This is a genomic window from Sporomusa rhizae (genome assembly GCF_041428845.1).
In the GTDB taxonomy this organism is placed as follows: Bacteria; Bacillota; Negativicutes; order Sporomusales; family Sporomusaceae; genus Sporomusa; species Sporomusa rhizae.
In genome coordinates this window covers 5,211,317-5,236,851 of the sequence record NZ_CP156925.1, presented here as the reverse complement: position 1 = coordinate 5,236,851, position 25,535 = coordinate 5,211,317, and the positions used below count along the sequence as shown (strand labels likewise).

The following is a 25,535-nucleotide window of genomic DNA, read 5'->3' as shown; positions in this document are numbered from 1 at the left end:
CAAAAAAAGGCAAATTATAATACACTTAGGTTAACGAATGTTAACCTAAGTGGGTGTGAAAATACAACAAAGCGGTAACGATCTATGTAAAATGCGATAGGGGTAGATAAGTAAAGGAGTTAGAAGAGAATGGACTACAGATCTGTTAAGATTGCAGCGACAGGAACGTATATCCCGCCTATGGTGGTAACAGATCGTGATCTGGAAGAAAGGTTACAGTTACCGCCAGGATGGATCGAGAAGAAAACTGGAGTATGTAAACGACATTATGCATTGGGAGAAACACAGTCGGAGATGGCAGCGAAGGCGATTCTCAATGCACTACGTAGTGTAAATCTGACAATGGATGATGTGGACTGCCTAGTTGGTGCAAATGGTGCAATGGAACAAGCCATCCCAAGTAATGCGGCTTTGACAAAAGAGGCATTAGGGGTAAAGAATGCTATTCCGGCATTTGATATAAACTCAACATGCTTAAGTTTTGTGGTGGCAATGGATATCGTATCGCACATGATTGCAGCTGGACAATATAACCGCGTCGTGATATTTTCCAGTGACATAGCCTCTAATGCATTAAATTGGGACCATAAAGAAAGTTGTGTATTATTCGGCGATGCCGCTGCTGCCGTTGTAGTTGAACGAGAAACAGATGCCAATGGAGCAAAAATATTAGCATCGCATATGGCTACCTATATTGATGGTGTGCATTTAGCCGAAGTAAAAGGTGGAGGTACGAAGCTTCATCCCAGGGAGTACCGGGAAGAAAATAGAACAGATTACTTATTTCATATGGAGGGAGAAAAATTGTTTCGTCTCTCCATGCAATATATCCCAGCGCTATTTAATGTGCTTCTCGATACCGCGCAGTGTAAGATAAGGGATATTGATCTGGTTATTCCACACCAAGCAAGCTTACTTGGCATGAGGCTAATCCAACGGAATTTAAGAGTTCCTGACGAACGGTTTATGGTTACAATCAGAGAATATGGCAATACAATTGCGTCCTCAATACCTTTAGCCCTTCATGAAGCAATCTCGCAGAGTCGAGTTAAGCGTGGTGATCGTCTGATGCTATTTGGGACATCGGCTGGCTTATCCATTGGAGGGATGATTCTTGTCTATTGAGCTTCAAGGTAAAAGTGTATTGCTTACAGGCGGACGAGCGCCGGTAGCCCTTGATTTGGCACGGAAACTTAGTGCATGTGGATGGACTGTATACGTAGCTGAAAGTGTACCCACCCATTTGTGCACATATAGCAGGGCAGTGAAAGCCAGTTTTTTTCTACCGGCCCCCAGAATATCTCCCAAAGAATACATTCAGGGTCTTAGTAAGATCATTATTGCCAAGGAGATTGATTTACTAATTCCAACCTGTGAAGAAGTATTCTATATTGCACGTTATAAAGAGCAGCTCATTTCAGTACGGCCGGGACTGAGTGTCTTTGTAGACAGCTTTGAAAAACTCAAGATGCTTCATAACAAGTGGGAGTTCATTGAATATGCTCGTAATTTGGGAAAGATTGTCCCTCGTACATGGGTTTCAACATCGCAGGACGATATGAGATGTGTGAAACAGCAGCTTCCTTCCCACCTGATCTTAAAGCCAGTTTATTCGCGCTTTGCCTCGAAAATATATGAAATCAATAATAACAATATACCTCTGCCACAGATAAATGTATCAGAAAATGATCCCTGGGTAATGCAAGAATATATCGATGGGAAGCAATACTGTTCCTACTCGATTTGCCATGATGGTATTATTTATGCTCATACGGTATATACTGCCAATTTCAAAGCCGGGAAGGGAGCCTGTGTGTGCTTTGAGCATACAGGTCATGCCGGTATCTTACATTGGGTTCAAGAGATAGTGGAGAAACTTAAATTCACGGGTCAGATTGCATTTGATTTTATCGAGACACCTGAGGGAGACGTGTATCCTTTGGAGTGTAATCCACGGGCAACGAGTGGCATCCATCTATTATCCGCTCAAAAACTAAACCACGCGATATCGTTTCTTCCTACTTCGATAGAGCAACAAGAGTCAAAGCCGAAAATGTTAGGTCTAGCTATGCTGCTGTTCGGAATAGGCCAATGCAAGTGCTGGTCTGATTTTAAAAATTGGATCGGTGTTTTTCGGCGTTCTCAAGACATTGTTTTTTCTCCAGCAGATCCGATGCCTTTTTTTCATCAACTACTAATAGTGAAAACATTTTATGCTATTTGCAGGAAAAACGGAACATCGATACTCGAGGCAACAACGCATGACATTGAGTGGAATGGCGAAATGCTATGAGGATACTTGTTACTGGCGGAACAGGTTTTTTGGGAGGGGCACTGGCAAACAGGTTACTGTATGATGGCCACGAAGTTACCGTTATTGGGCGGAATGAAGCACGGGGAAAAGAACTGGCTTTGTTGGGAATGAACTTCATAAAAGCGGACCTGGCAGACGGAAATGCCGTCATAGAAGCTTGTCAGGGGCAGGATTATGTTGTTCATTGTGGAGCATTATCGGCTCCTTGGGGCAAATATGTAGACTTTTATAAAAGTAACGTGCTTGGAACGGAAAATGTTGTTCGTGGATGTCAGCAGCACCGGATTCAGCGGCTGACTCACGTCTCTACCCCCAGTTTGTATATGGAATACCGGGATCGCTATCAAATTGCAGAGGATGACGTCTTGCCATCAAAGGCTATTAATACCTATGCACAGACGAAGCGTATATCAGAAAGTATAGTGGATACGGCATATAAGCAGGGATTACCTGTAATTACAATCCGTCCAAGGGGGATTTTTGGTCCGGGAGATACAACAATATTTCCTCGGTTAATACGTGTCAATGATTCCAAGGGGATTCCCGATTTTGGCAAGGACGTTACGGTGGATATAACCTATATCGAAAATGTAGTAGATGCATTGGTGTTGTGCTTACATGCATCAGAAAGGTGCTTTGGTGAAAAGTACAATATTACAAATGGAGAACCGATGCAGATGCAAGAGTTATTGCAATTACTCTTTGCGAAACTGAACTATCCTTTGCGGCTGAAAAAATTGCCGTTTTTCCTCGCATATTCTGCAGCATCGCTAGCCGAGTTCTACGCGAATATCATGCCAGGAGCGAGAGAACCGGAAATTACGCGTTATGGAGTTGGTGTTTTATATTACTCTCAAACGCTGGATATAACGGCCGCACGTCGTGAGCTGGGATTTAAGCCTAACATAAGTATTAGCGAAGGTATTGAAAGATTTGCTGATTGGTGGAGAGGGGAGCGGTAATGAGTTCACTTGAAGTGTCTTTGTTACGCGCGGGGTATTGTGTTCATCCTGAGATAATAGCTATGCGTAATGGATCTTTTCAGTTGCGTGAATTTCCAGCCATGGCAGCATTGATTAAACATCCTGAGAAAGGGTATATCCTATTCGACTCAGGATACACAAGGCGTTTTTTTACTGAGACAGCGCGCTGGCCTTTTTCGTTATACGGTCATATTACTCCTGTTTATCTGAAAAAAGGGGAGAGTATCACGGAGCAACTTCATCTACAAGGAATTGAAGCAAATCAGGTTCGATATATTCTGTTATCCCATTTCCATGCGGATCATATTGGCGGATGCAGAGACTTCCATTCTGCTACCTTTGTTGCTCACCAGGAAGCCTTTGCGACCGTAAAGAGTCTGACAGGGATGAGAGCATTACGTGCGGGATTTATAAAAGCATTGTTACCAGAGGATTTTGAAAGTCGGTTAGTGACTTTAAAAGATTCCCAGGCTATAAAGTTACCTGAGTTGCATCGTCCTTTCGAATACGGATTCGACGTATTTGAGGACAAAACTTTATTTTTGGTTAAGCTGCCCGGGCATACAACAGGACAGATGGGGCTAATTATTCCTGAAAGTTCTACGGGGGGATATTTTTTTATTGCTGATGCATGCTGGCAGAAGGCTTCATTCCGCAAGCTGATTCCACCCCACTGGTTAGCCCGGTTTATCACTGCGGATTGGAAGGAGTATTTACAGACGCTGCATCGAGTACATGAATATGCGGGTAACCACCCGCATATAGCGGTTGTCCCTTCCCATTGCAAAGAAACCTTGGAGGATATGTTCAATGCTGCAAGAGGTTAAGATACTGGCGCAATATATTACAACAAAATACGGCCATAAATTTGGAAGTCGAAAGGAACTGGAAGATTGGCAAGAACGAAAGGTTCGAGTTCTCTTGCAGCGTATTTTGCTAATCTCAGAATTCTATCGAGACTATTTTGCGGGGTTGGATATTGCTGAATGGCGTAATTGGCCAACAATCAATAAACAAATTATGATGAAGAATTTTACGCGCCTGAATACGGTGGACGTTTCCAAAGAAGAAGCATTTAGAGTTGCATTTGCTGCGGAAGAGTCTCGTAATTTTACACCCACTGTTCATAACATTACAGTGGGGTTATCATCTGGGACTTCGGGCAATAGGGGACTTTTTTTGGCTAGCCAGGACGAACAAGCCAAATGGGCCGGTGCGATACTGGCTAAGGTATTACCTGGATCCTTATTGAAGGAGCATCGAATTGCCTTTTTTTTGCGTGCTAACAGTAATCTATATAAAACTTTAGGGAAGCACCGGATCCGATTTGAGTTTTTCGACCTACTAAAACCTATGGCAGAACATATAGCTAGCCTTAATGCCCTGCAGCCAACGATAGTGGTGGGCCCGCCGTCCCTATTGAGGCTCTTGTCCGATGCGTTGTGTCGGGATTTGCGCATAGTACCGGAGAAGGTAATTTCAGTTGCAGAGATACTTGATCCATTGGATAAAGTATACTTAGAACAACGGTTCCAGCAGATCATTCATCAAGTTTACCAATGTACGGAAGGTTTTTTAGGGGTAACATGCTCCCTGGGAGTGCTCCATCTAAATGAAGATCTGGTTGTAATTCAGAAGGAATATTTGGATGATGAATATAAACGATTTAGTCCGATTATTACTGACTTTAGCAGGATATCGCAACCTATTATCCGGTATCGTTTAGATGATGTTTTAAAGGAAAAAGTTGGGGGCTGTGCTTGTGGATCTCCACATGTTGCTATCGAGAGCATAGAGGGGCGATGTGATGATATCTTTTATCTTCCTGCGAAAAATCAACAAGGCGTAATTCCGGTTTTTCCTGATTTTATACGGCGAGCCATCATTACAGCTGATGAATCCATTGTGGAATATATAGCCATACAAAGAGATGAAAGCCATATTGATATCGGGCTTCGCTATATAGGTTGTGATAATGTTGAACAACGTGTCAGGCTAAACTTAGCTACATTATGGGAGAGTATGGGTATCGCTCCACCGCACGTGAATTTCATTGAGATTCCCGTGCAAATTCCAGGACGAAAGCTCAGACGAGTAGAGAGGCAGTTTGAAGTGGCATGGAAAAAGTAGAGTTGTTCGGTAAGCAGAATCTTCATCTCTTAATATGGCCCGAAACATGCGATGGCCAATATGCAAAAGAATATCTTACGCCCCTCATTCTGGATGGAGTTGAGCCGTACATTAAAAATGTAAACACTGAAGTGATGATAGTTAAAGTAGGAGATTGCATACTCCCGATTACTATAAACAATGGTGAATACGATAATCCGTATGTGTGTTCACCTTATAACCACTATGTTTCCTATGCGGTGGAAGAGTTACGCGAATTGAAAAATCCGACTTTAGAGAAAATGTTATCCGGGGTAATCAATACCGTGGGGTATTTTCTTCGGAGAATGGATTTTAATAAGGTCGTGCATGTGAATAATTGGTTACTTTCCACTAATTTGTATCCAGCTCTAACTGATGATGAAATTTCGGAAATCCTGGGTTTTTTACAGATGAGATTTCCTTGCCATACACTCGTATTCCGTTCAATAAACGCGGAGACGAACAGTTCAACTATTAACTCGCTAACAATGCAAGGATGCGTTCCTGTAGCCAGTAGACAAATATATGGGGTAAACCTAAGATCGGGGGTACTGCCATCTACGTATGACCTAAAAAAGGATATAAAACTGCTGGTTAATACTCCTTACGAGATACACCAGGTTTCCCAACTGTCTGCTGAGGATGCCTTGCGAATAAAGGAAATATATAACATGTTGTATCTCGATAAATACTCTTATCATAACCCCTGGTTTACGGAGAAGTTTATCGAATATGCAGCACGGTCAGGAATTTTAAATTTTGTTTGTTTTTGCAAAGAGCAACAGATTAATGCGGTGATTGGCTATTTTCAACGAAATGGAGTTATGACAACACCTATCGTTGGCTATGATACTAATATTCCGACGAAGACAGGATTATATCGATTGATTTCCATTAAGATTTTGTTAGAAGCCGCGAAGAACCGATTGTATTTAAACAATAGTTCCGGTGCGGCACAATTCAAAAGGAATAGAGGATCAGTCGGACATATTGAGTATAGCTTAGTGTATTATAAACATTTACCGTGGTGGAGGAGGCTACCATGGCTTGTTCTAGCGGCTATCGTTAATAAGATTGGAATTCCGTTGATGAAAAAGTACCGCCTATAAGATTTGAAATCCCGCACGTTAGAGATGATACGGAGAACCATATCATTGGTAACGGCAAAAATGGCTGCAACCCTTGCGAATGCAGGGTTGCAGCCATTTTGATTCATGGGAGGCGCCACGAATTAATTGTAAGAAGACATAAACGAATCTTGGATAAAGGAGTGATTTACGGCTTTACTGATAAATCTTGGTTTTCCTTTTCGTTTTTTGAACGGAATTTATCGTCCCAATTAATTTTCGCCGTTAAATGCATTACTATTCCAAGCGTGAGAATAGAACCTATTGTCACTATCAACCCGGTTAATCCCTTGAAGAAATGGGAGAAAGTAAATAATACAAGGAATATGAATTGCGAAATGGCTACTTCTCTAAAAGCAAATTTTGAGTCGACAACAATCCTCATATACGAAACTACAAGCCCCATTGAAATGATAGACGAAATAACAAATGTAAGATAGATATCAACTAAATCTACCAAATAAGAAAAAAGGAGGCTAAAGGCGAAGAATGATGCGGCAAGAAAGAAGTAATTCATGGGATGAACGGATATATTTCTTATCACGCAGAACATAAAGAGAACAAAGAACAGGAGGGAGATAGGAGCAAAAAAGCTCATTTGACTGGCCAGATGTCCTGGACTAGGTTTTTTGGGCATATCTATACCTAATTTTGAACCGGTTAGAAGGTTAGTAAAGCTCCATTGCAACTCCCACCCGTTACCAATCTTTGTTTTAGACGAAGGCGACAATGTGTTTTCAGGAAAATCAATATCGTTAAAGTTTGTTGTCATCTTCATTGTAAAGTTATTCACAGCAATGACCTTATCGCCAAACTTGTAAAACCACTTATCCATACCCTGGGATACATATGCTATCTCAACGGTAGCCTCTTGGTTTGCTTCAAGTTGAATAGGCACTAAAATATTGTTGAAGTCGCGAACCTCAACCGGCTTGCCGTTTACCAGAACCCGGAAGTTGTCATAAGTGCCCTTTTCAGAAGGCATCTTATGGTTGACAAAGAAACTTTTGGGGGTGGGTTATATTAATAGATTCCGTTTCTAAGTGCCTTTCCCTTCAAATTATGGTAAATAATGGGGGTGAAGGGATGACCGGACAAAGCGTACCAATTGCCTACGCCGACGGCTGATGCTTTTTAATTTCATTTCAACTTCATCAATTGTAGGTACCGTCTGTAACGATTATTTAACTTGCTCCATATAAGGAGCCATCATCATGAGTGTCAGAATTTGTTAAAACCTCTAGAATCATGTGTAATTTCAAATTGAGTAATCATTCCGTTAGAGCTGCAATAGCGACATTATTTTTGCGGCATCCTACATCCACACCAACTAGCAATTGTTGCTGCATATTTCTCCTCCATCCTTAAGTTATCCAATGTCACATCTACTAACAGAGCCATTTCCCACAGGCCGGCATAATCCCGGCCAACGTCACAGATAACAAAAAAACGAGGGCGGCATTTCAGAGCTGAGTTATCTCATTTATGAGAAACTAACCCCGCGAGCCACACCCTCGTCTATATTTTATTATATCATTTTTTTAGGGTATGGCTTACATTTACCATGGTAGACCCTGTTTGCTTTTCTAAAGAAAAAGTGGGTGAAAGTATAAGCCTAAATGGAATTCTGTAGAATTAGAAATTTTATCCAGAGTGATTGACGATGGTTTGAGAATTGCCAACATGCAATTTGCGACATGAATGGTAAGAAGCGGCCACAATGTTCCATTCGGCCATAAACAAAGCGTGGCGGAAAGTGAACTCGTCTCAGCAATGCTGAAGCGAGTTCACTGTGTTAGGGCCGTAGGACGGATAGATATACGAAGCTGTTCACAATGACTTTCGTAGTAATTAAGCGCAATCGCCAAGATCTATTATTATATTATTTTCCAAGAACCTTTCAAAGCCGGCAGCGTCACGAATAATGGCATCAGTTGACACATTGTTGTACTGCGCAAGACATATTGAACCGTGGAAATTCACACTACGCCCCTTGGAGACGTCGAAGGTTATTTCACACAGCGCCTGGAAATGGTTGACGTCTTGGCGTAGGTCTTCAAATATCTCTTTGAGGCAAGAATCAAGCTGTAAGTTGTGTGTATTTATACGAGCTCTGTAGCATGAAATGACTTTTTGTTCGTCCTGTTGTAGGTGGTTTTTCGCTATACCCCAAAGCAACATCCCGATGCTGTTGCCGACCAATGAGCCTAAAACAGGCAAAGGGACCAAAGCTTGGCCTACTGCTGAAGCGACTGCGCCGATCGTCACATCAAGGCAGAGCGCCTCCGCGTTAAGGACAAATTCATCGCGGCCAATTTCGCTTTTTCGAAGTCGGTTGGCTTGTTCGATCACACCGAAAGATGCGGAAAACACTGCGGTTGCGGCAGGCGCAGGAACGCCTGCAATTTTTGTCAGTGAATATACGCCACCACCCCGAATACTGCCCTTGACCACGCCAACTCCTGCCTCAGCGGCAATTTCAAGCCAGTCGTCTGAGGTGTAGTCGGCCAGAGTCAGGCCTTTTTTGTGACGCTTAGCTATGCTCATCACAAGCGCGGTTCCGCCTTCGAGGGCAGCGCCGATGGTTGCGGCCTGTAAACCAGCTTTCATAGTAGGACGCGCTTTTTCGATGTGTCTTTGGCGAAGCTTTTTATCGATTTTCTTGAGTTCCTCCTCCTTTTTGGCAATAGTGTCGTCCACTTTGTTCAACTGAACCTCACCGTAAGTCGTGATGGCGGGTTTTACAGCTCGCTCGAACTTAAAACCGGTGGCCTGCTCGAAAGCTCGGATGTTCCGTACCAAAGTCGTCTGACTGCCTTGCAGTTCTGACGATTTTTTCGCAAGAAGTTTTGTTATTTCCATATAACGGTCTTTGGGGATATGATAAAACCCACCATTAGCTAAAAAATCCTGGTATTTTTCAAGATGCTTCTTAATATGGTTGACCGTGGCGGCAGCGCCGTTTATGTATTTACTTTGAACCTCAGCGCCGTTTAGTAAGTAGTCGGCAGGAGCAAACCGCTCTGCACCATTCAACCAAATATAGATAGGTTTGCCGCCCTTGATTTGTTCAAGGGCATTGCCGATAAAAACCTCACAAGCTTCGGCTATTTCACCATGCTTCGTCGTTTGGCTTCCCAAAATGTGAGAAGGATCGCTAATGAAATTACGGAGGGCGTTAATTCCATCTATAGCAGCATTTAGGTTGATCTCCTGCATCTTCAAAGCGTGAGCAAGCTGCTCCGTCTCCATCTGTACGATGTGTCCCAACCATGCCGCATGAGCGTGGGCGATTGTTTCATTAACAATTGCCATTATGCCACCTCTTTTTTGTATTTTCAGGCTGTATAGCAGACACAAGCGCCATTGCCGCGTTTACCAATGTCCAAAGTTGCTGCTGGTCGTTGCCGGGTAAATCTTCGTAATTTGTCGCGCGTAGTCTTCCACAACGCTCGAGCAAGTCTGCGACGCCCTCACTAAGCGACTTGATTTTCTTGGACAAAGCATTAGTTTTTGCAATATCAGTTGACAAATCATGCGAGTTCTCTCGCAGCTTTTGCGCCGCATTGAGCGCATCGTGTGCGATTTTTGCGTTTTTCTTTCTGATTGAACACGCGGCCCATACGACCTCAGTGCCCAAGAGAGCCCAGCCAATCGGTCCGATAAGCCCTCTGAGTGCAACGCTTCCCCCCGCTTTGAGGGCGGCGGTACCAATAATTTTTGGTGCAGCCTTTACCAAAAATCGATTTGCTACTTGTGTACCAACTATAGTTGTAGTTCCGCTAACCGCAAGCACCCCACCAGTAAAAAGGGTTTCCTTGCGAGCTTCTGCATTAAAGTCGCGGGCGTAATACCGCCCCCTTGTGGGTGTAATTTGCTTAACCTCCTGCGCCAGCTTGATTGGGATACCCGTAATGCTCCCGATGAGGTATTCGACCGCATATAAGGAAGACACACCACCTTTGATTGTTTTGTTAAAGTTTGCAGCTGTCGTCTGCGATTCGTCGATTAATGTATTGAAAAACGCAGCAGCAATTTCATATTCCCTGACAGCTTCGCTTTTAAAATCGTGATTGAACATTTTTCAACCTCCTTATTGTATACTTTTTATTGACGGGTTAATTGCGTTGTTGTATTATAAGTTTACAGCACAACGCAACTGGCGTCAATGGGTTACGCAAATATCGTTTTAGCGCCATTCGGTGTTTTGGGATAAATAGTAACAATGCAATTGCATGCAATAATGCAACTGTGCAATAATAGGAGGTATCTAATGGCAACAGTCCGATTTGAAAAAGACAGATACGATTTTTACATTGGTGGTTACGCTCCGTTCAGCAGTGACAATAATAGGCATGACTTACTGTTCAACTACGTTAACAAAGATTTATCACAGCTTCCCGTGCTGCTTGAGGGTTATATATCGAAAGCATTGGACATTCGAAGATTTGATTTAACAGGCTATCGTTACAGCAAAAACGATGCTGCACAAATAAACGATATATTAATGTCACTACATCCTTACTATAAATTCGATTATGAATTTAATCATTACAGCACCTTTATAAACGCGATAGGTGAATATCTGAATGTGCTATTGCTTAATGCGAGTTGGAAAGAGGAAGATGGCAGATTCGCCGGGTTTGAGCGCTTGTATGAAAGAGAAGAGGAAAGAGAATGGTATAACAAGAGATTTAGCATTCTGACTGAGCCTTATTTGGACTTTTTTCTTTCTGATGACTCTAGTCATCCTAAAAACAAGTTTTACGAAAAGTATAGATATCTAATAGGCGAAGACTGCCCCGACGATTTTGAGGTCATGATCAGTATACCGTATTGGAAAAAAAATGAAAAAGGATTTGACCATGAGCTTAAAACGCAGGAATTTGTAAAACGTACGTTGTTTTGGACAATGGATTTGTCGGCACCTTATTTAGGGAGGATGACAGTTCCGCAACGCGTGTGGCTTTATGGGAATATGTTCGGGGCTTGGCATAAGGAATACGAGTTAAAAGTAGAAAAACGGCTTTCGTTTAAAATCCCTTACCTGTACAGGCATGGAGAAACCGCCGATAAATCGAGAATATCCCTTGAGATGGACGGGTTATCAAGACAGCTTGAAGCATTATATGATTCCTATATTAGCAATACCGAGATATCAGAAGAAGCGAAAGATGCTCTTGATATTGCGGCGAATTATGCAGCAAGGTTGGCCAGCGATGTAGTAGATCATGAGGAATATGAAATCGTAGATATTCGCGAACTGCTTTTCCTTGAGATATTGCATATGATAGAATGCCGTATGCAAATAAAAAGATGTAATAACTGTGGACTGTACTTTGTCGTCACAAACCGAAATCAATTATATTGTGACAGACCAACCAGTGATGCAAAGCAGACTTGTGCTGAAGTCGGCCCAATGCGTGCTTTTAGCCGCAAGAAAGAGAGCGAGCCCGCACTGAAAAAATATACAAAGGCATATAATACGCACCGTATGCGGGTTAAAAATAAAATCATGACACAGGATGATTTTGAAGCATGGCACAAAGAGGCGAAAGAAAAGCTTGAAAAAGTCAGGGCGGGAAAGTTGGACGAGGACGAATACGCTAAGTGGCTTAAAAAATGAATATCTTAGCACAATACCCCAAGTTACCTACGAGAACCCGTTTCAGCATAGAAGAAGCGCAGGGGCGGTTCCTGAGCTTGCATTGAAGAAAAATAAATTTGGTCGTTATACCGATACGGAGAACCGTATCACTGGTAATGGCGAAAAGAGGCGTCAACCTTAAATCTTAAAGACTGACGCCATTTTAATTATTGGGAGGAGTCAAGAATTAGTTATAGAAAATTGATTAAACATACAGTGAAAATGCCCAAAAACTAATGCTCATGGGTGAGCAAAAGGACAGCATGAAGGAGAGATGTCTATGTGGGATGAATTTTTGAAAATACTAAAATTATACCCTAGTGTGCTTAAAGACTTAAATGAAGGATGTACAAAGGAAGAAATTTTAAGTGCTGAGAGTAATATAGGTGTCAAATTTCCTTCCACATTAATACAGGTTTACTTGAAGAACAACGGTCAATGTATAGATAGTAAAGGGATATTTAAGGCCGTTTCTGGTTATGACAAATATTCTCGTCTGAAATTGCTTAGTTTGAAGTCAGTAGAAAATATATGGAAGATACTTTATCATACAGATGGTCTTGATGTGTTTGAGAAAACATATATACCTTTTGCTGCAGATGATGAGAAGTGTATTGATGATGTTTATTGTATAGATGCGAAAACAGGGGAAGTATTTTTATTATGGACGTCAATTTATGACTGGAATTATCCCATTGACTGGCAGACACATAGATTTTCTAGAGGAAAGAATATGGAGTTATTTTTACAGAAACAAATAGAAATGTACTGGTGATTTTTATGAAGTTAACTCAAACCTGACCCTTTTTTTCCTAGTCTATCAAATTATAAGGGCAACAATATAAACACAACCGCAAAAAGAGGATACGAACTACACTGCGTAATTCGTATCCTCTTTTTGATTTTCATAACGAGACCGACCAATCGATCGACATGGACATTCCTCAGACTTACCGTATGAAAGCCTCGGTGTCAGGGTGACAGAGAGTTTATCAGGTGAAAGCCCATTAAGGAAAGAAATACAGCAGGATTGTCATGTTAGGTCAGCGTGATTGACACTGACACGCCTTTGACACAGAGTAACGGCGAAGAATAACTTGTTATATAAGCAGATACACAAATAGTCGAAGTTCCTGCAGAAAATTCTAATAATTTGCAGGAACTTTGCATTTTTATGATAAATTTATTAGTTGTAAGGCTTAATAGGACTTTTAGACTTAAGAGAATCGTCATTGTGAGTCCGGGCATGCTATTTACATGGTTTCTGCTGTGCTTTAGTCACGGGGAAAGCACATTTTACGTCGTAGGCTTTACTCAGGCAGAGTTTTAGACATTTAAGATAAGAGAGAGTATTAACAATGTTTGATAAAATATCGATCTTTTATATGACCGGTACAGGCAATTCCTTTAAAGTTGCTCTGTGGTTTGCCGAAATAGCGAAAAGCTTAGGGTTATTAGTTAACTTAAGGCAAGTGAAAATGACAAAGTTAGAAACTAAGACTGATATAAGGACATTATGTGTTTTTGTATTTCCAACCCATAGTTTTACTGCTCCGATATTGATTTTAAAACAAATATTTTTTCCCTAAGGCTAATGGAGCATGTGCTGTAATTTTGCCGACGCGTGCTGGAACAAGGGTGAAAGGATTGTGTTTCCCAGGGATGGAAGGGACAGCCGGGTATTTGACTGCGTTCTTGCTGCTGTTAAAAGGCTATAAAACTCGGGGTGTGATGGGGATTGATATGCCCAGTAATTGGACTGCCCTCCATTGGGGCCTATCCATAGAGAATGTAGAGCATATTATTTCACAGGCAGAAAGTAAGGTTAAGCGTTTTGCAACCCTTATACTGCAAGGAGATACAAAATTTAATGGAATTATCTCTTTGGTATTAGGGCTGATGCTAGCGCCAATTTCACTGATGTATCTTGTATTGGCGCAGTTTATGTTAGCTAAATTATTTTTTGCATCAGATAAATGCGTTGGGTGCGGAGTTTGTGCTCGATACTGTCCCAAGCAGGCTATAAGAATGACCGGAGAAGATAAAGAAAAACGGCCGTATTGGCGGTACTCCTGCGATAGCTGTATGGCCTGTATGAATTATTGCCCGCACGAAGCTATTGAAGTAAGTCCGCTATTAGCAGTCGTTTTTTATTATATAGCTACTGTACCGTTTATCTCTTATCTGATAAGTAATTGGACTGGGTATTATATCGAAAAAAACTGGATTGACCTTATTCAATATATATCAATATTAATAACAGTTTATTTGGTGTACTTAATCAGCCACCAGTTTATGAGGTTTCCTTTAGTAAGAACTATTTTTAGCAAATTAACACATACCCGTTATTTTCGCAGGTATCAGGCACCGGGAGTACCTTTTGCGAAATCAGATAAATAAAAAGCATGTCACTGAGTATCAAGAGTTAACCGATACAGTGTCGATAGTAATGGCAAAAGGGATATGTGTCAAAGATAAAAAACGCGCGAAAGACCTATGGAAAACGCTGTGTTTTAAATCAAAAAACTCAAAAATAAATAAAGATCGGAGAAAATACTCTTTTAAGTTAAATAGCCAGTTGAAAGGAGTGGTGGTATGAAGGAAGAAAAAATTGCTTATATAAATCCGGAGAATATGATGACCCCGCGAGGGTTTTCGCAAGTTGTTACGGTATACGGCAACCATAAAACAATATATGTTGGCGGACAAGACGCAGTAGACGAAAATGGAAATACTGTCGGCAAGGGTAGTCTTAAATTGCAAACAAAGCAGGTGCTTGTAAATATTGAGAAAGCACTGGCGGCAGCTGGAGCCGGGCTGGAAAATGTGATTAAATGGAATGTCTATCTAGTCCAAGGCCAGAATCCGCAAGAAGGCTTCGAGGTTTTCCGGGAAAAATGGGGTAGCCGGCAAAATCCTCCAACTTTGACCGTTTTATTTGTGGCAGGATTAGCAAACCCCGAATGGTTGATAGAAATAGATGCTATTGCGGTAATTACGGAATAACGCTCGGATAAGTACAATCTGTAGTTTGACGAGGGAAGGAGAGTCGTTCTTCTTCTAGCTCAGCGATCTCGGTATAATTTATTTTTGGTTTAAGTACTACGCACATTTTGATATCTCTCCATTAGCGAGAATAATTGTTCTGCCATATATTCTGATGAATAGGGCATTGAATTTGTAATCCACCATTCAACTACACCGATGGTTGCCGAAGCAAAATATTGTACCATAATTTCCTTATTCACATCTTCATTGATGCCATTCAAATCAACTTGTTCTTCAATACTCTTCACCATTAAAGCATGTAATCGGTTTCTAAAAGCAGTAATGCTTTTACTCATTAGCATTTTTGAATAGAAAAAAGCATGTTGCTCTAAATATTTAAATGTTTTACAAAGCGAATCCTTACCAGAAATATTGTTATCATTTCCTTTTTGCTGACAAGTTTCAAATAATTTATTTAAGTGATTCTCTATGCATTGATTTAATAAATCAAATATGTCTACATAATGCGAATATACAGTTCCCCGATTTACATTTGCCAGTTCTGCAATTTCGTTAATTGTAATTTTTTCAAAATCTTTTTCTAACATCAGCTTAGTAAAAGCATCCATAATGGCTTGCTTAGATTTTTCAATACGCCTGTCCATAAGAGATTCTCCTTAGTATTGTAAAAATGAACATTTTTATCTGTTTTGTTTATTAATCAACATATGTGGTCGTTTTACTCATTGATTTCAGTTAACAGCGTTGCTACTATTATATTAAACAAATGTTTGAAACTCAACATTTGTCGGTTATTTTTATTAAGGAGATGACTACAATGAGCTTAATAACGGTCAATGAACGGTGTATTAAATGTGGGCTTTGCATTAAAGAATGCCCAGTATATGTTCTAAAGATGGGAGAAAAAGGGCCAGAAGAAGTGGCGAGCACCAATTGCAATGCCTGTGGACATTGTGTTGCAATATGTCCTAATTCTGCAATAGATAACGAAAAAGCACCGCTAGCACTACAAGTTGATGCTAATGATTTTCCTAAGTTAAATTCGCAGCAGGCGGAGTACTTTTTAAGATCTCGTCGTTCCATAAGAAATTATCATGACAAGTCTGTATCAAGAGAAATTTTATCAAAATTAGTAAATATAGCTAGACTAGCTCCTACTGCGTCTAATAGTCAAGGTATATCCTATGTTGTAGTAGAAAATAAACAACTACTTGAAAAAGCTGCTGAAATCACTATTCAGATGCTAGAAAATTCCCCTGTAAGGCATTTATTAGAAGTGGCGATTATAGGTTATAGGGAAAAAGGACTTGATTCAGTTTTCCGCGGCGCACCAAATTTAATTATAGCTATTGCAGACAAGAATTTTCCATACGCTAGAAATAACGCTATTTCATGCTTAACTTATCTGGAGTTATTTGCCACTTCATTAGGACTTGGAACCTGTTGGGCTGGAATTTTTGAGCATTTTGCATCTATCGAAAATTCACCGCTAACTAATTTATTCAATATTTCAGAAGAAAAAACTGTAGCAGGTGCAGTTATGGTTGGTTATCCTAAGTATAAATATATGAGATTAGTGGATAGAAATTCACTAGATGCTACATACATAATTTAACGCAGTTTTTTCCTGCAGCAATACTCTGGGTTCGTAATTAATGCGATGAGTGCGATTAATCTATTGGAGCAAATGAGACTTGTGGAGTTGTTGCTAATTTATGGGGCAACAAGCGAGGGAAATTTTTGGATAATGGATAGCAAGGGTTCTAAATCGTAGGTGATAAATTTAAAAATGGAAAAGCAACTAGGTCTCCCATGGTGAGAGTCTAGTTGCTTTTTTTTTCGTTTATAGGGGACGAACATCGACTACTATCCAGTTTCCGTCATTAGATCGTTCCAAAAGTACATTGTATAATTTGCCGGTGTCATTTTTACGTACTTCGACGAGTGCCCTTCGATTATTAACAGTGAGAAGAGAAAATGAGTCACGGTCCGAATCAAAACCTAAGCTTGCTGCGCGAGCTTTGACGTAATCAACAGGACTATTGATTTGATACGCATAGTCTCTAAGGTAACGATGGCTATTATTATTATCACTTCGATAATAAATTTTACCATCCTGATACCAGGCTTGGTTCTCATCTGAAGTTGGCCAGCTATGATTGTGCTCATGCCAGCCACGACCTGGCGGACGCTGATCTTTAGTAACTTGTACGTTGGAAACTTTGCCTTGGTAACTGGGTACAGCTTCTGCAGCAAGGGCCTTTGTTACTGGGATACCAGACAATACTGCGCCTGTCATGATTGCGGTGCCCATTAAAGCAGCGGCACGGCGTTTGAATTTTAGTCTCAGTTGCTTGCGTTTAGCTGAGTTTTTCGCCATTATTTTCCCCCCCTCGACGTTACTTAATTCTAGTGTCTCAGCTTTAATTCACCATAATTCAAGGTAATTATAACAAGTGATGAGGTTATTGCAGAAAATAGTTATGAATTTTGTAGGTTGCTTTATTTTTGTTGGATAGTCAACCCATTTAACTGTGATATGATTAAAAATCAACCTTTGTATAATGCGATCCTTTGCAGATGGTAATACTGCATAGGGTCGCGACACCTTGACCTAAATATATTGATCAATCTGATCATAGCCGAAACAGTTGAGCTACACGAAGGCTATAAACTGGCAGCTGCCCGGCTCCTCTCCATTTCGCTAAAACGAGACTATAGCGGATTCAATCCGCGATGTAATACAAAAGTGGCGTGCTGCGAGGCGTGTTTCTACTCGACTGTCAGCCCTGCTTACGAATGGCCTCGCACCGTTCGATCGGCTTTCAGCGATCCGACAGTGGAACACCGTGATACCAAAGTGGCGGGCCGGGGAACGGAAGAAATCAAAACAAATGAGATAACGGGGCGGATTAAGCGAGGTTTTGTGGGGATTTCCTGCGAGATGGGTCGACCCAGTGTCGGCGCTCGCTTTTACGATATTGAAAAAATCGCTGTCGCCCTGGCGCGGCTCGGTGTAGAGTTTGAACCCAATAACCCCTGCACTAGACTCATGACTGATCCGAAAACAGGCTTCTTTAAGGATGAGGTAAAGCAGGAAAAGGTTCTTTCGGCAATTATTGAGATGCTTGTACCCATAGAAAAGATGAGAAGCATCCTGGAGACCATCCGCCAAATCGGGAAAGAAGTTGACTGCGTATTATCTGTGGATCTGATTTCTATTCTTGAGGAGGATCATACTATTCCGACGCTTCCCATATTACCGGCAATGCAGTGGCCGGTGCTGCCGAACGGCAAGATGAATACCGGACTTGGCAGGCCGCTTGCAAAGGAGGATTAACCGATGTCTCATACCTTGCACCGCCGGGGTACACCGGAAAACCTGGCGCATGATTTTCCTATGCATGCTATGCCGGCCCGCGGGTTTAACCATGAAGGTGCGCAACCAAAACTGCAGGAGTTTCTGCGTATTGCGCATGGAAATAACCCGGTTAATCTAGGCGACGTCAAACTGGGCAATCAATTTGTGACTGATTATGATGAACTGCATGAAAAGCTGACCATCAGCAGTACCCATGCTGTCTTGGCAAATGAAAGCGATCTTGTCACTTTGCTCCAGGAAGTTAAGGAGGCCGAGCTTGGCATGTCTCTCACCATATCCGGCCTTTTTGACAAACTGTTCGCATGCTGTGCCCACGCGGGGATTCAACCCCACGCCGTTGAACATTCGCTGGGGGTATTGGGAAAAACGGAAAAAATGCCTGAAGACGAGATCGCTCAGGTAACCAGCATGTGTGGACATGCCATGGTGGCGCAGGGACTAGTCCGCCGCCTGATACGCCAAGTGAAAAAGGGGACTATTACGCCGGAAGAAGCGGGTGTTGAACTGGCTAAACCCTGCCGGTGCGGCATCTTCAACCCTGTGCGAGCTGCAACGCTTATTGACGAATACTGTGCGTTGTATACTGTTTCTGATCGATAGCCGCTTTAGCTGCTGCGGCAGCCTACGCTATTCGCCGTCAAAAAGTCTGTGGCGCCCTAGCATTATACCTAGTACGGAGAACCGTACATGGTAACGGCGGCGAAAAAAAGAGTTAGTGAGACAAAAGACGATGGTGGTGTCTGTACATAGACACCACCATCGTCTTTTGTCTTCTGAGGGAAAAATATCAAATTAATATTACTGAAATTGCAGAACAGGATTATGAAGTATGACTTTTATCAACCTCTGCCGGAAGCTCAACCTTGAAGATATTAACATTTTTATCAAGGGAAAGGGCGATATCATCGTCTTGCGCCGCTGTCATCGACTTTAATTGAGGCCTATGGCGTTTTTGAGTACTTTTAAATTCTTGGAGTAGTATATTTAATTATCATTTCGATCGGTACAATGTTTGTTCAAACTGCACCGCCGGGGTTCCGGTTGGCTGGCTGGATACCGCCAGCCGCCTACGGCAGCTACGATTGCCGGCTGCTGCTGCCTCATCGGCAAGCTAGCGTAACGGCTCAATATAAGAATTAGTAAATCGTTATATGAAGGGAGAAAGGGTATGAACAAGGTTGTTGGGATTGATCAGGCGATTGAAAAGGTTTACGATGGCGATAGTATGTTTTTAGGTGGATTTTTGGGGGTAGGGTCACCGCTGAAATGTATCGAAAAACTGGCTGCATCCGGGAAGAAAGAGTTAACCATTATCAGCGAAGTAAGCGGGATGCCAGGCGGTGGCTTTGATATGGCTGTCTTATTTAAAAACCGTCAGGTAAAAAAAATCATTACCTCGCACATCGGCACCTGCCCGGAATTATTAGAAGAATACCAAGCCGGGCGTTTGGAGGTAGAACTCTATCCTATGGGAACCTGGGCAGAAAAAATCCGGGCAGCGGGAGCAGGCTTAGGTGGCGTCTTAACGCCAACTGGAGTGGGGACTCTGGTGGAAGAAGGAAAGCAGAAGTTAACGATTAGCGGTAAAGAATATTTGCTGGAGTTACCATTATCGGCAGAGTTTGCCTTTATTAAAGGGTATCGTGGCGACAAAAGCGGTAACATTGAATATCGCGGTGTAGCAGTCAATTGCAATAAGGTGATTGCCGCCGCAGCTAAGTTCACGGTAGCTGAAGTGAATGAAATTGTCGAAACCGGCGAAATTGACCCCAATCAGGTAGGAACACCGGGCATATACGTCAATGCAGTGGTACAAGGCTATAATTTTGATGAGCATGTTCAGGTGTTTAAACAACGTTGGGACGCAACCGGACAATTAAAGAAAGAGTAGAAGGAGGAAAGTCTCATGGATATAAGAGAAAAAATTGCTCGTCGTGCCGCTCTGGAATTAAAAAATGGAGAATTTGTAAACTTGGGCTTTGGCATGCCTACTGCAGTACCAAACTTCTTGCCTGAAGGGGTGCAAGTTACTCTGCAGTCGGAAAATGGCTGCCTTATGATGGGACCTACTCCTTCTGCCGGCGAAGCCGACCCTGACAATGGCAATGCTGGCGGACAGCCAATTACTTTACTGCCGGGTGCTGCAATTTTTGACCTGTGCGAATCATTTGCTATTATTCGGGGAGGTCATGTGAATACTGCTATTCTGGGAGGGCTGGAAGTAGACCAAGAGGGGAATATTGCAAATTGAGCAAAGAATGCAGCCAAAGGTGATTTTTCGCCAGGAATGGGTGGTGCTATGGATTTGGTCAGAGGCGCCCAAAAGATTGTCTGCACTTTGCAGCACAATGACAAAAAAGGCGAATCCAAGGTTCTGAAAAAATGTAGTTTGGCAGTAACCGGCCGTGGTGTGGTCAATGTTATCATAACGGAAAAGGCCGTGTTCCATGTTGTTGACGGGGGGCTTGTATTAGTAGAAAAAGATCCGGCGCTGTCAGTAGAAGATCTGAGAGCCTGTACGGAAGCCGAATTTACTGTATCCCCGGACTTGAAAGATTATCGCATGAGTGGCATTAATGCGTAGTTATCTAACCTAAGGTAAGGAACAATTCATTAGATAGAAGAACTTAAATATTGCTTGGCGACGTTCAGAGTTGTGCTGCCAAAAACAAGAGGATCCATACACTTAGTCGAAGCGAATGGGTCCTCTTTTCGTTACTTAAAAGATTATTACTTTATTTACCTGCATGAAACTATAGTTTGGCTTTTATCAATTCACTTTTAAAAAACAGTCACAGATTCTCTGATAATCAAATTTGAATCGTACTGTACATGGGATGGGGTGTCAATTCTATGTTCTAAAACATCAACAATTAATTTCACACACCCCGCAGCGAGTTTCTCAATCGGTACCTCTACCACTGAAAGTGGTGGATATTTGTCCCCGTTTTGGCCCGGATTTCACAATCACGTTTGTTAGCTAAGTCGCTTATATGCATTTTTTAGAAATCAAACAACAGTCTAAAGCATCCCCGGCAATGGGAGCTTTAGACTGTTGTTTTAAATATAGTAGCTTACTTACGTACATTTTATTGCTACTAGGATTATTGGATAGTCCAACCTTGACAGTCACCATCTAAGTGACTGGGATTAAGGCCTTTTTCAATTTCGAATTCGGAAACTGTTGGAGATTTTTAAAATTAAGATTTCAGGTCTACTTGTTTCGCAAATATTTTCCTCTAATCTCAACATCAATAGGATTAAAAAATGCTGCTACTTCGATATTTAGAGCTTCCGCAATATCGAAAAGAATATCTAAGCTAAATTCCATATCGGAGTTTTCTGCTTCTATCTTTGATATATAGGATCTTGACTTATCGATCATTTCACTGAGACGCTCTTGCGATAAATTACGAAGTTTGCGGTAGAATGCAATTTTACGGCCAATTTCTCTATATTTGGCTAGATGTTTACCTCTCATATTAGTCACCTCATAAAAAATGGAACTGTCTAAATTATAGAGATAATAGACTGAAATATCTGTACAGTTTTAATGAAATATTATTGCATAAATACTGAACAATATGGTATAATATGGATTGCGAGTTGTGTTTACTCTATAAGATTTCAATAGTTTCGGCGAAATCTCAATGATTCCGCTTGCATACGAGGTGATAAATGTGCGAGTCTTTTATAATTATGCTCCACTAGCACTTGCTGTATTAGGAATGTTAGTAGGCCTAGCAGGTTATTACTTGGACATGGTTTTACAGATAAGCCATGAAAGCCTATTATGGGCGGGAATAACCCTGCTATTATGCCTAGCCGGATTTATGACCGGCGGGCTGATCCGCCGGTTGGATTTGACTTCTCACACCGATCCGGTGACATGCTTATGGAATAGAAGGTACTTCTACCGGCGGCTGGCGGAAGAAAAGATCCGCGCGAACCGGAGAAAGACACCGATATGTGTTGCTATGATTGATATAGACAACTTTAAAACGATTAACGATAAATATGGTCATGCCGCCGGGGATTTGGTATTGTTGAAGCTGGCGGCTATCTTTAAGAATACTGTCAGGACTACCGATATTGTTACGCGTTGGGGTGGTGATGAATTTGCCATCATCTTTTCCGGGGCTCCGTTACGGGAGGCATATGCCGTTATGGAACAAATCCGCTATAAAGTCGAGACAAAGTTTAATTCTTCCTATGGTCTAGCCATAAGCGCAGGCGTCATTCCTCTGGGACCTGACCAAGCGGTAAAAGACCTGCTGCTAACAGTCGATCAGGCCTTATATAAGGCAAAGGTCCAGAAAAACTTAGTTATTGCGCAGGCGGATCTTCTATGTTAGTGTGGCGAACATTATCACCAAACCGCCAACGAGAAACTGAGATATATGATAAAATATGTGAGGCATCTGATGAGGTTTCCCGGCTTAGTAAAGCAGGTATGGACACAACCGAAGCGCTCCGGCGGCTAGAGGCGGCATTAGTAGAATTTGAGTTATTTAGGTGTATACGAATATTGCGGCAATAAAATGATACAGGGACGGTTTGACATGTTTCCTTTAAATAATAACAAGTAAGCAGCCGGTTGAGGTGATTAAATCCGCCTAACCGACTGCTATTTGCTTTGAGAAGAGGCAAAGGGGAAATATGGATATAAAGAGAATGTAACTATTGTTAAAAGCCTGAGTCAGGGGACGGTTCCCTGACTCACTCATAACATAACTTAGAACGAACGCATCGTAGCATCACTTTTTCCTCCGGGACAAGGGACCTGTTCCTCCAACCTTGTTGCATAATAGAAATAGCCTAAAGTTTCAGGCACAACAAACTCGGGGAATCCGCTCCCTTAGCCTTGCTGTACCTGTTTTTCATTTTTTAGGGTCAATCGATGGCTAATCGCCTTAGTTGGGGTTACCCAATTGAAAAGAGGGAGTCTCAAACTGGTTTTTATACCTGTTATGAGACACCACCAGTTTAAAGCTTACCGAACCGCCGTATATCGAACGGTATGGTACGGCGGTTAGTCATGCCTCCTACTCAACTTCCAGTACCACTAAGTGATAGAGTAGTTCTAGTTTGGTTAGGCAGGGGTATCTTCAATTCTCGACTGTTATAGCAGGTATAATTGTGTCGGATATAGAAGAAAAATATCATGCTATGGTATTTAAGAAAATTGAGCGGAAAATAGAGGAGAGGGGGTAAGAGATGTGAATATAACCGTAGCGCAGCTCTGTAGGTTACCACTCTTTGTGAAAGGGTTTAAACTAATTGCCGGCGCTGAAGGTTTAAACAGAGAAGTCCGGCTTGTTACCGTTATGGAAGTTCCCGACTTTCCCGAGTACATGCAAGAGAATGTTTTTGTGCTTACAACTTTATATGCACTTAAAGAAGATCAAAATCTTGTAGGTGAAATTGTTGCTAAACTTGGTAACATGAGGATTGCGGCTTTGGCGATAAAAGTAGGGCGTTTCATTGAAGAAGTGCCATCCTATGTGATCGAGACTGCCAATAAATATGGATTGCCACTTTTTTCGATGGATAAGGATATAACTTTCCGTGAAGCTATTAGTACAATATCTACAGAAATAATTGAAAGTCAATTTAATACATTTAAAGATTTGAACAACCAATATGAATATCTCCTATCGTCCGTTTTAAAAGGAGATAAAATTGAGGTATTTGTTAGGAGTCTTGGAGAGAGTCTAAATTGTTATTGTGCTTGCGTATCGCCGCTAGGACAAATAGTGGCTCATTATTTCCCTGCTGAATTTCAAGGGGGGGAAGAGGACGTTGAATTGCTGGTTAATGAAGCCGGTAAATCACGACGAAGCCTTTTGGGATACACGCAAATAGATAATGATTACTTGTTTCCCTGCGTGGCGCGTGATCAGTTCTTGGGGTATCTTGTATTAAAAGATATTGATCCAATGAGTGACAGTCAATTGCTTTTTGTAAGGCAGATGGTCGCGTTCTTGTCAATAAAACTATTGGAGAAACATCTCGTTATCGAAACAGAGCAACGTATGATAATCGCTATTGCGGATGAGATTCTTTTTCAGCGTTATGAAAATGAAGCTTTATTGAAGGAGCGAATTAAGCTTTTAGGATTAACTCCCCAAAAATATCATTTTGTTATATTCATCTCCTTTCGTCATACAGATTCTAACGATTCGCTGCAATTTGAAAGTCACCAGTTGCTTACACGATTGCGATCGGTATTTACCCATAGCGCCGTTTTTCTTAGATCGACAGAGATTGTGGCGATTGTTTCATTACCTGACCAACCTGGGACTACTTACCATAAAACTATAAAACGGGCTATTACGACCCTTATGAAAAGCGGGCAAGGGCAACAGAATAATGAATTTGATTTAGGGTATAGTCAGATAATTAGAGATTTAAGGCAAATTCCGGACTGTTATGAGCAGGCGAATAAGGCTGTAATGTTAGGAAGAATTTTTAAACCCGAATCTAATTTATTTTGGTATGAAGAGTTCATCAAGGAAGGTTTACTTCTCCACAGTTTGGATACTAACGAGTACAACATGATGGCAAGAGCGATTATAGAGCCAATTAGGGAATATGATAAAAAGTGTAATGCTGAATTATGGGCAACGCTTGAAGCATGTCTTGTCAAGAGTTCTTTAGAGAAAGCGGCGCAAGCGCTGCATATTCACTCTAGTTCGCTTCGTTATCGGTTGCAGAGAATACATGACATAACCGGTACTAACTTCTTTTTGCCGGAGGGAAGATTTGTCTTGCAGATGGCCTATGTTTTATCGAAGCTGGATTCCGGGGTAACTCCTGAGGTTTCTCTTAAGTAATATCAGATGTAAGAATATTGGTATTTATAATGTTATTCGTAGAAAATTAGGAAAATAGCCTTGTTCTTTTAGAGCCTTTTTGCAAA

Annotated in this window: 23 protein-coding genes and 2 pseudogenes; 18 read left to right on the top strand and 7 right to left on the bottom strand. The window is 41.6% G+C overall.

The window, feature by feature from the left end; translation table 11 throughout:
• Window positions 1-129: 129 nt before the first annotated feature.
• From SRRS_RS24485 to SRRS_RS24460, 6 genes are read left to right on the top strand one after another with little or no spacing between them, the layout of a single operon-like run.
• Window positions 130-1,125: a beta-ketoacyl-ACP synthase III gene (locus SRRS_RS24485; protein WP_371364035.1), complete on the top strand. Its 996-nt coding sequence runs from the start codon at window positions 130-132 to the stop codon at window positions 1,123-1,125.
• Entirely contained in the window at window positions 1,115-2,293 is a 1,179-nt protein-coding gene (locus SRRS_RS24480; protein WP_371364034.1) for an ATP-grasp domain-containing protein, read from the top strand. Before SRRS_RS24485 ends, SRRS_RS24480 begins: the two co-directional genes overlap by 11 nt.
• On the top strand, window positions 2,290-3,276 hold the full coding sequence (locus tag SRRS_RS24475; protein WP_371364032.1) for an NAD-dependent epimerase/dehydratase family protein: 987 nt from the start codon (window positions 2,290-2,292) through the stop codon (window positions 3,274-3,276). Before SRRS_RS24480 ends, SRRS_RS24475 begins: the two co-directional genes overlap by 4 nt.
• Window positions 3,276-4,124 (top strand): MBL fold metallo-hydrolase, encoded by an 849-nt coding sequence (locus SRRS_RS24470; protein ID WP_371364031.1) that lies wholly within the window; start codon window positions 3,276-3,278, stop codon window positions 4,122-4,124. The genes SRRS_RS24475 and SRRS_RS24470 overlap by 1 nt, the downstream gene beginning before the upstream one ends.
• Window positions 4,108-5,427, top strand: coding sequence for a F390 synthetase-related protein (locus SRRS_RS24465; RefSeq protein WP_371364029.1), 1,320 nt, complete (start codon window positions 4,108-4,110; stop codon window positions 5,425-5,427). Before SRRS_RS24470 ends, SRRS_RS24465 begins: the two co-directional genes overlap by 17 nt.
• Entirely contained in the window at window positions 5,415-6,557 is a 1,143-nt protein-coding gene (locus SRRS_RS24460; protein WP_371364028.1) for a hypothetical protein, read from the top strand. Before SRRS_RS24465 ends, SRRS_RS24460 begins: the two co-directional genes overlap by 13 nt.
• Window positions 6,558-6,723: 166 nt before the next feature.
• Here the strand turns inward: SRRS_RS24460 and SRRS_RS24455 are convergent, their stop codons facing one another.
• From SRRS_RS24455 to SRRS_RS24445, 3 genes are all read right to left on the bottom strand, one after another.
• Window positions 6,724-7,560, bottom strand: coding sequence for an inner membrane CreD family protein (locus tag SRRS_RS24455; protein ID WP_371364027.1), 837 nt, complete (start codon window positions 7,558-7,560; stop codon window positions 6,724-6,726).
• A gap of 866 nt (window positions 7,561-8,426) precedes the next feature.
• Window positions 8,427-9,890: a hypothetical protein gene (locus tag SRRS_RS24450; protein ID WP_371364026.1), complete on the bottom strand. Its 1,464-nt coding sequence runs from the start codon at window positions 9,888-9,890 to the stop codon at window positions 8,427-8,429.
• The gene (locus tag SRRS_RS24445; RefSeq protein WP_371364025.1) at window positions 9,877-10,656 is read right to left on the bottom strand and encodes a hypothetical protein; all 780 of its coding nucleotides are present in this window, start codon (window positions 10,654-10,656) and stop codon (window positions 9,877-9,879) included. Before SRRS_RS24445 ends, SRRS_RS24450 begins: the two co-directional genes overlap by 14 nt.
• A gap of 192 nt (window positions 10,657-10,848) precedes the next feature.
• Between SRRS_RS24445 and SRRS_RS24440 the strand changes: the two genes are divergently transcribed.
• The 4 genes from SRRS_RS24440 (at window position 10,849) to SRRS_RS24425 (ending at window position 15,228) form a co-directional block, all read left to right on the top strand.
• On the top strand, window positions 10,849-12,201 hold the full coding sequence (locus SRRS_RS24440; protein WP_371364024.1) for a DUF6076 domain-containing protein: 1,353 nt from the start codon (window positions 10,849-10,851) through the stop codon (window positions 12,199-12,201).
• Window positions 12,202-12,502: 301 nt separating this feature from the next.
• On the top strand, window positions 12,503-12,997 hold the full coding sequence (locus tag SRRS_RS24435) for an SMI1/KNR4 family protein (RefSeq protein WP_371364023.1): 495 nt from the start codon (window positions 12,503-12,505) through the stop codon (window positions 12,995-12,997).
• An 839-nt stretch (window positions 12,998-13,836) separates the two neighbouring features.
• Window positions 13,837-14,622, top strand: coding sequence for an EFR1 family ferrodoxin (locus SRRS_RS24430; RefSeq protein WP_371364022.1), 786 nt, complete (start codon window positions 13,837-13,839; stop codon window positions 14,620-14,622).
• Between the two features lie 195 nt (window positions 14,623-14,817).
• Complete coding sequence (locus SRRS_RS24425; RefSeq protein WP_371364021.1) at window positions 14,818-15,228, top strand: RidA family protein; 411 nt, start codon at window positions 14,818-14,820, stop codon at window positions 15,226-15,228.
• Between the two features lie 89 nt (window positions 15,229-15,317).
• Here SRRS_RS24425 and SRRS_RS24420 read toward each other — a convergent pair whose 3' ends face one another.
• On the bottom strand, window positions 15,318-15,875 hold the full coding sequence (locus SRRS_RS24420) for a TetR/AcrR family transcriptional regulator (RefSeq protein WP_371364020.1): 558 nt from the start codon (window positions 15,873-15,875) through the stop codon (window positions 15,318-15,320).
• 173 nt (window positions 15,876-16,048) lie between these two features.
• Here SRRS_RS24420 and SRRS_RS24415 point away from each other — a divergent pair, with 173 nt between their 5' ends.
• A complete protein-coding gene (locus SRRS_RS24415; RefSeq protein WP_371364019.1) occupies window positions 16,049-16,846 on the top strand; it encodes a nitroreductase family protein in 798 nt (265 codons plus the stop codon).
• 228 nt (window positions 16,847-17,074) lie between these two features.
• Here SRRS_RS24415 and SRRS_RS24410 read toward each other — a convergent pair whose 3' ends face one another.
• The gene (locus SRRS_RS24410; RefSeq protein ID WP_371364018.1) at window positions 17,075-17,611 is read right to left on the bottom strand and encodes a hypothetical protein; all 537 of its coding nucleotides are present in this window, start codon (window positions 17,609-17,611) and stop codon (window positions 17,075-17,077) included.
• 243 nt (window positions 17,612-17,854) lie between these two features.
• On the opposite strand from SRRS_RS24410, the gene SRRS_RS24405 reads away from it, so the two are divergent.
• The 4 genes and pseudogenes from SRRS_RS24405 (at window position 17,855) to SRRS_RS24390 (ending at window position 21,197) form a co-directional block, all read left to right on the top strand.
• Window positions 17,855-18,571, top strand: coding sequence for a 4Fe-4S ferredoxin (locus SRRS_RS24405; RefSeq protein WP_371364017.1), 717 nt, complete (start codon window positions 17,855-17,857; stop codon window positions 18,569-18,571).
• Window positions 18,572-18,574: 3 nt separating this feature from the next.
• Entirely contained in the window at window positions 18,575-19,213 is a 639-nt protein-coding gene (locus SRRS_RS24400) for a hypothetical protein (RefSeq protein ID WP_371364016.1), read from the top strand.
• A gap of 568 nt (window positions 19,214-19,781) precedes the next feature.
• The gene (locus SRRS_RS24395; RefSeq protein WP_371364015.1) at window positions 19,782-20,504 is read left to right on the top strand and encodes a CoA transferase subunit A; all 723 of its coding nucleotides are present in this window, start codon (window positions 19,782-19,784) and stop codon (window positions 20,502-20,504) included.
• A 15-nt stretch (window positions 20,505-20,519) separates the two neighbouring features.
• Window positions 20,520-21,197, top strand: a pseudogene (locus tag SRRS_RS24390) (3-oxoacid CoA-transferase subunit B).
• Between the two features lie 197 nt (window positions 21,198-21,394).
• On the opposite strand, the pseudogene SRRS_RS24385 reads toward SRRS_RS24390, so the two are convergent.
• Window positions 21,395-21,538: pseudogene (locus SRRS_RS24385) on the bottom strand (hypothetical protein); the annotation flags it as partial.
• Between the two features lie 289 nt (window positions 21,539-21,827).
• Window positions 21,828-22,094: a helix-turn-helix domain-containing protein gene (locus SRRS_RS24380; protein WP_371364014.1), complete on the bottom strand. Its 267-nt coding sequence runs from the start codon at window positions 22,092-22,094 to the stop codon at window positions 21,828-21,830.
• 199 nt (window positions 22,095-22,293) lie between these two features.
• On the opposite strand from SRRS_RS24380, the gene SRRS_RS24375 reads away from it, so the two are divergent.
• The 3 genes from SRRS_RS24375 to SRRS_RS24365 all read left to right on the top strand — a co-directional run bounded on the left by SRRS_RS24375 (window position 22,294) and on the right by SRRS_RS24365 (window position 25,449).
• Complete coding sequence (locus tag SRRS_RS24375; protein WP_371364013.1) at window positions 22,294-22,968, top strand: GGDEF domain-containing protein; 675 nt, start codon at window positions 22,294-22,296, stop codon at window positions 22,966-22,968.
• The gene (locus SRRS_RS24370; protein ID WP_371364012.1) at window positions 22,962-23,153 is read left to right on the top strand and encodes a hypothetical protein; all 192 of its coding nucleotides are present in this window, start codon (window positions 22,962-22,964) and stop codon (window positions 23,151-23,153) included. The genes SRRS_RS24375 and SRRS_RS24370 overlap by 7 nt, the downstream gene beginning before the upstream one ends.
• 679 nt (window positions 23,154-23,832) lie before the next feature.
• The gene (locus tag SRRS_RS24365) at window positions 23,833-25,449 is read left to right on the top strand and encodes a PucR family transcriptional regulator (RefSeq protein ID WP_371364011.1); all 1,617 of its coding nucleotides are present in this window, start codon (window positions 23,833-23,835) and stop codon (window positions 25,447-25,449) included.
• Window positions 25,450-25,535: the final 86 nt, after the last annotated feature.

Bases quoted from the DNA above. Each gene is read 5' to 3' on its own strand.
- SRRS_RS24380 (WP_371364014.1), bottom strand. From the start codon at position 22,094: ATGAGAGGTAAACATCTAGCCAAATATAGAGAAATTGGCCGTAAAATT.
- SRRS_RS24450 (WP_371364026.1), bottom strand. From the start codon at position 9,890: ATGGCAATTGTTAATGAAACAATCGCCCACGCTCATGCGGCATGGTTG.
- SRRS_RS24410 (WP_371364018.1), bottom strand. From the start codon at position 17,611: ATGGCGAAAAACTCAGCTAAACGCAAGCAACTGAGACTAAAATTCAAA.
- SRRS_RS24455 (WP_371364027.1), bottom strand. From the start codon at position 7,560: ATGCCTTCTGAAAAGGGCACTTATGACAACTTCCGGGTTCTGGTAAAC.
- SRRS_RS24465 (WP_371364029.1), top strand. From the start codon at position 4,108: ATGCTGCAAGAGGTTAAGATACTGGCGCAATATATTACAACAAAATAC.
- SRRS_RS24425 (WP_371364021.1), top strand. From the start codon at position 14,818: ATGAAGGAAGAAAAAATTGCTTATATAAATCCGGAGAATATGATGACC.
- SRRS_RS24440 (WP_371364024.1), top strand. From the start codon at position 10,849: ATGGCAACAGTCCGATTTGAAAAAGACAGATACGATTTTTACATTGGT.
- SRRS_RS24400 (WP_371364016.1), top strand. From the start codon at position 18,575: ATGTCTCATACCTTGCACCGCCGGGGTACACCGGAAAACCTGGCGCAT.
- SRRS_RS24485 (WP_371364035.1), top strand. From the start codon at position 130: ATGGACTACAGATCTGTTAAGATTGCAGCGACAGGAACGTATATCCCG.
- SRRS_RS24415 (WP_371364019.1), top strand. From the start codon at position 16,049: ATGAGCTTAATAACGGTCAATGAACGGTGTATTAAATGTGGGCTTTGC.
- SRRS_RS24445 (WP_371364025.1), bottom strand. From the start codon at position 10,656: ATGTTCAATCACGATTTTAAAAGCGAAGCTGTCAGGGAATATGAAATT.
- SRRS_RS24475 (WP_371364032.1), top strand. From the start codon at position 2,290: ATGAGGATACTTGTTACTGGCGGAACAGGTTTTTTGGGAGGGGCACTG.
- SRRS_RS24435 (WP_371364023.1), top strand. From the start codon at position 12,503: ATGTGGGATGAATTTTTGAAAATACTAAAATTATACCCTAGTGTGCTT.
- SRRS_RS24470 (WP_371364031.1), top strand. From the start codon at position 3,276: ATGAGTTCACTTGAAGTGTCTTTGTTACGCGCGGGGTATTGTGTTCAT.
- SRRS_RS24370 (WP_371364012.1), top strand. From the start codon at position 22,962: ATGTTAGTGTGGCGAACATTATCACCAAACCGCCAACGAGAAACTGAG.
- SRRS_RS24395 (WP_371364015.1), top strand. From the start codon at position 19,782: ATGAACAAGGTTGTTGGGATTGATCAGGCGATTGAAAAGGTTTACGAT.
- SRRS_RS24460 (WP_371364028.1), top strand. From the start codon at position 5,415: ATGGAAAAAGTAGAGTTGTTCGGTAAGCAGAATCTTCATCTCTTAATA.
- SRRS_RS24420 (WP_371364020.1), bottom strand. From the start codon at position 15,875: ATGGACAGGCGTATTGAAAAATCTAAGCAAGCCATTATGGATGCTTTT.